A 3,758-nucleotide genomic window follows, 5' to 3' on the forward strand; every position below is an offset into this window, starting at 1 on the left:
GGATCGGCCAGCGGACCCGTCGCGAAGAACGGGCGGCCCGAGCCGAGCACCACGGGCACTACGTCGACGGGGTGACCGAGGTCGCCGACTTCCCCGGCCTGGGCGACGCGGAACTGCGCGCCGGCCCGGCGCAGGCGGCGAACCTGCCCGCCCCGAAGCTGGAGGTGCTCGCCGACACCACGGCCGGCGCCGAGCGCACCATGCGGGTGCGGCTGGTCCCCCAGCGCCAGGTCCGCCTCACCGCCCTGCACGTGGACGCGGCCACGGCGACGGTGCTGCGGGCGGAGGTGGCCGGCCGCGCGGTGCCGGTGGAGGCCCGGGAGGGGCGCTGGGGCTTCGGCCTGGTCTTCCACGCCCCACCGCCGGAGGGCATCGAGGTGACGCTGACCGTCACGCCGAAGGCGGGGCAGGTGGCGCTGCGCGCGATGGACGCCAGCGACGGCCTGGACGCCCTGCCCGGCTTCCGGCCGCGCCCGCCAGACGTGGGGATCGTGGGCTCGCACAGCTCGGAGATGCTGGCCGTGGCCCGCACCTATCCGCTCTAGGGCAGGCGGCTCCGCTCCAAGGCCCCTCCGCTCCAGGGCAGGCGGCGGGGGTGGGCAGGCGGCTCCGCGCTGGGGCAGGCGGCGGGGGTGGCTCGGGAAACGGTCGTCTGCCGAGTCACCCCCGCACCTGTCAGCAGCGGGTCGCCGTGGCCTCAGCTCAGCCGCGGGTCACCGTGACGTCGGCGGTGAAGGCGCCGCTGCCGTTGCCCGGCGCGTCGTCGTTGATCCGCAGGTACAGCGTGCTGCCGGTGCCGTAGTAGGTGAACGTCGTGCCGGTCCCGGCGTAACGGTAGTTGCCGTTGGTCTTGGCCAGCAGCGAGAAGGCGCGGGCGTTCGTCATCGGGAACTTCGAGTCGCCGGCCATGTTCGTCCAACCCTGCGGCCCGTTCTGCCCCGTGAGCCACACCCCGGACCAGATCGACCCGTAGGCGCTGATCTGGACCCGGTCGCCGTACTGCAACCAGCAGCCGGAGTTGACGTCGTACGACGCCTCCTCGACCTGCTTGGTCTCCTCGCAGACGACGGTGCTGGTGGCCGCCGCCTGTGCCGGCGTCACACCGACCAGCGCGCTGCCTGCCACCGCCGCCGCCACCGCCAGCCGGGCCGATACCGTCTGGAACCTCATGTCGTCCCCCTCCAAATGGTTGCCGTTACGGAGATCAACACTAGGAATCCGAACGTCCCGGCGCCTCAGTGCGAGCACGTAATTGATGTCGGCCAGGGGTCAGTCCGGTCAGTCCGCCAAGAAGGTCAGCACCGCGAGCACCCGCCGGTGGGTGTCCGGCTCGTCGGCCAACCCGAGTTTGGCGAAGATGCTGCGTACGTGGGTCTCCACGGTGCGCTCGGAGAGGTGCAGGTCAGCGGAGATGCCCCGGTTGGCCCGACCTGCCGCCATCCGGGCCAGGATCTCCCGCTCACGCGGCGACAGCATGCCGACGCCACCCGACGCGCGAGGACGGCGCAACAGCCGCTCGACCACGATCGGGTCGATCGCCGTGCCTGCCGCCGCGACGTCGCGCACGTCCCGGAGGAACCCGGCGACATCGGTGATCCTGTCCTTGAGCAGATAGCCGACCCCGCCGCCGGGCTTCTGGAGCAGGGCCAGAGCCTCCCGGTGCTCCAGGTGCTGGGACAGCAACAGCACGGCGACACCCGGGTGACGACGGCGTACGGCCAGCGCGGCGCGGACGCCCTCCACGGTGAAACTGGGCGGCATGCGGATGTCGACGATCGCGATGTCCGGCTCGTGCTGGGCGACAGCGGCCAGCAGCTGCTCGCCGTCGCCGACCTCAGCCACGACGGTGATGCCGTGCCGCTCAAGCAACAGTACGAGGCCGCTGCGCAGCAGTACGGAGTCGTCGGCCAGAACCGCCCGCATACCACCGTCCCGAGCGGCGACCGTCAAGGCCCGGGTCATGACGCCGCGAGGGGCATGACGGCGCGTACCGCCGTGCCACGCCCCCGGGTGCTCGACACCCGCAGGGTCCCGCCGCACGACTCGACACGCTCCCGCAGGCCGTGCAGCCCTCCACCCGGCACCGCGAGCGCGCCGCCGATCCCGTCGTCGTGGACGGTGACCTCGACCCGGCCCCCGCTGGCGGCGAGCGTGACGGACACCCGGCCCGCCCGGGCGTGCTTCTGACTGTTCGTGACCGCCTCCATGGTGACGAAGTAGGCGGCGACCGCGACCGGTTCGGGCAGCGTGAGGTGGCTGACCCGATCGTCGACCAGGACCGGGACCGCGGCCCGCTCGGCGATGGCGGCCACTGCCCCGGACAGGCCGTGGCACACCAGGGCCGCCGGGTTCATACCCCGGACGAGGTCGCGCAGATCGGCGATCGCCTGCTCGACCTCCGACGCGCCGCGCGCGACCAGCGCGGGATCGTCCTGCCGCAGCATCATGGCGGCGGCGAGCAGCCGCTGTTGCACTCCGTCGTGCACGTCACGCTCCACCCTGCGGCGCTCCCGATCGCGGGCCCGGCGCAGGTGGCGGCGCTCGACGCGGTGCATGCTGAGCGCGGCCCCGACCGGGATCAGCGCCGCACCGAGGGCGTAGAGCGCGGTCGGCCAGTGCCCGGAGCCGTAGGTGACGGTGCTCAGCATCGCCGTACACAGGCCGTTGACGGCCAACGCGGCCCAGAACGGGGCGTACACGTGCCGTTCGGCGCGGTCGGCCCGGCGGTACCGCACGATGAACAACCCGGCGAGGAACACGCCGACCAGCGGATAGGACAACGCCCGCAGGTCCAGCAGGAGACCGGTGCTCAGCGTCCCGGCCACCATGGCCCCGGCGACGATCACCGGCCAGTACGCGTAACCCGCCGCGGCGACGAGCCGCTCCCAGCGCCCACGCAGCCGGCCCGACGACACGACGAGACCGGCGTGCAGGTGCATCGGGTCGTGCACGATGCTCAGCATCATGCCGGCGGCGAACAGCGACGGCAGGGCGACGCGACCCCAGGCGTCCAGCAGCCACACCAGGCCACAGGCCACCAGCAGCAGCCCGATACGGTTGTCGGGGCGTTCCCGCCACAGCCGCAGTCCCACCTCGACGTGCAGGACCCCGGTGACGGCGAGACAGGCCAGCTCCCAGGGATCCATCCAGTACAGCGCCAGCAGCGGTCCGCACAGCAGCGTCGCGGTCGCGACGCGCAGCGGCCACCGTAGAAGTTCCATGGATCATGATGTTGCCGGGTGGTCGCAAGCATCGGTGAACGTCCGTCGGTAGCCCGACTCACGGCGATCGGTGGTCGGCTTCCTCGTGGCGTTCCTCGACGCACCGTCCACGACCGAGGCGGCACCCGGGCTCTTCCAGCTACTTCCAGCGGAAGTGCACGAAGAGGCGGCCGAAGTTCTTCGAGTCCTTCTCGACGCGGTGGTAGAGCTGCTTGACGTCCTTCTGGTCGAGGAAGCGCAGCACCCGCTTCTTGAGCTGGCCGGAGCCCTTGCCGGGGATGATCTCGACGAGGGTGGCCTTCTTCGCCACCGCCTCGTCCATGATCCCGCGCAGGGCCCGGTCGATGTCCTGGCCCTTGTTGAAGATGTCGTGCAGGTCCAGCTTCAGCTTCATCGCGCACCCGCTGCCAGCTCACGTCCCATACCGCCGATGGTAGGCGCCCCGCGGCGCCCACCGCGATGCCCGGTGATCAGGACGGCATGGACGTCACCCGGCCGTTTCACGGTCCATGGCGCCCTGATCACCTCGGCGCTCCC

5 protein-coding genes are annotated in these 3,758 nt (G+C 71.8%); 1 reads left to right on the top strand and 4 read right to left on the bottom strand.

Annotated elements, in window-relative coordinates; translation table 11 throughout:
- A partial coding sequence (locus AB0B91_RS64430) for a hypothetical protein (RefSeq protein WP_358342878.1) occupies positions 1 to 545 on the top strand: 545 nt, incomplete at its 5' end.
- Positions 546 to 702: 157 nt separating this feature from the next.
- Here the strand turns inward: AB0B91_RS64430 and AB0B91_RS64435 are convergent.
- The 4 genes from AB0B91_RS64435 to AB0B91_RS64450 form a co-directional block, all read right to left on the bottom strand.
- On the bottom strand, positions 703 to 1,170 hold the full coding sequence (locus AB0B91_RS64435) for a hypothetical protein (RefSeq protein WP_088998275.1): 468 nt from the start codon (positions 1,168 to 1,170) through the stop codon (positions 703 to 705).
- Between the two features lie 108 nt (positions 1,171 to 1,278).
- Positions 1,279 to 1,923 carry a response regulator transcription factor gene (locus AB0B91_RS64440; protein WP_089003193.1) on the bottom strand — a complete coding sequence of 215 codons (645 nt, stop codon included), beginning with the start codon at positions 1,921 to 1,923 and terminating at the stop codon, positions 1,279 to 1,281.
- A gap of 35 nt (positions 1,924 to 1,958) precedes the next feature.
- Positions 1,959 to 3,221, bottom strand: coding sequence for an ATP-binding protein (locus AB0B91_RS64445; protein WP_088998273.1), 1,263 nt, complete (start codon positions 3,219 to 3,221; stop codon positions 1,959 to 1,961).
- A gap of 139 nt (positions 3,222 to 3,360) precedes the next feature.
- A complete protein-coding gene (locus AB0B91_RS64450) occupies positions 3,361 to 3,615 on the bottom strand; it encodes a Smr/MutS family protein (protein WP_088987488.1) in 255 nt (84 codons plus the stop codon).
- Positions 3,616 to 3,758: the final 143 nt, after the last annotated feature.

This window comes from Nonomuraea sp. NPDC049141 (assembly GCF_040648415.1).
Classification (GTDB): domain Bacteria; phylum Actinomycetota; class Actinomycetes; order Streptosporangiales; family Streptosporangiaceae; genus Nonomuraea.

Bases quoted from the DNA above. Each gene is read 5' to 3' on its own strand.
- AB0B91_RS64435 (WP_088998275.1), bottom strand. From the start codon at position 1,170: ATGAGGTTCCAGACGGTATCGGCCCGGCTGGCGGTGGCGGCGGCGGTG.
- AB0B91_RS64440 (WP_089003193.1), bottom strand. From the start codon at position 1,923: ATGCGGGCGGTTCTGGCCGACGACTCCGTACTGCTGCGCAGCGGCCTC.
- AB0B91_RS64445 (WP_088998273.1), bottom strand. From the start codon at position 3,221: ATGGAACTTCTACGGTGGCCGCTGCGCGTCGCGACCGCGACGCTGCTG.
- AB0B91_RS64450 (WP_088987488.1), bottom strand. From the start codon at position 3,615: ATGAAGCTGAAGCTGGACCTGCACGACATCTTCAACAAGGGCCAGGAC.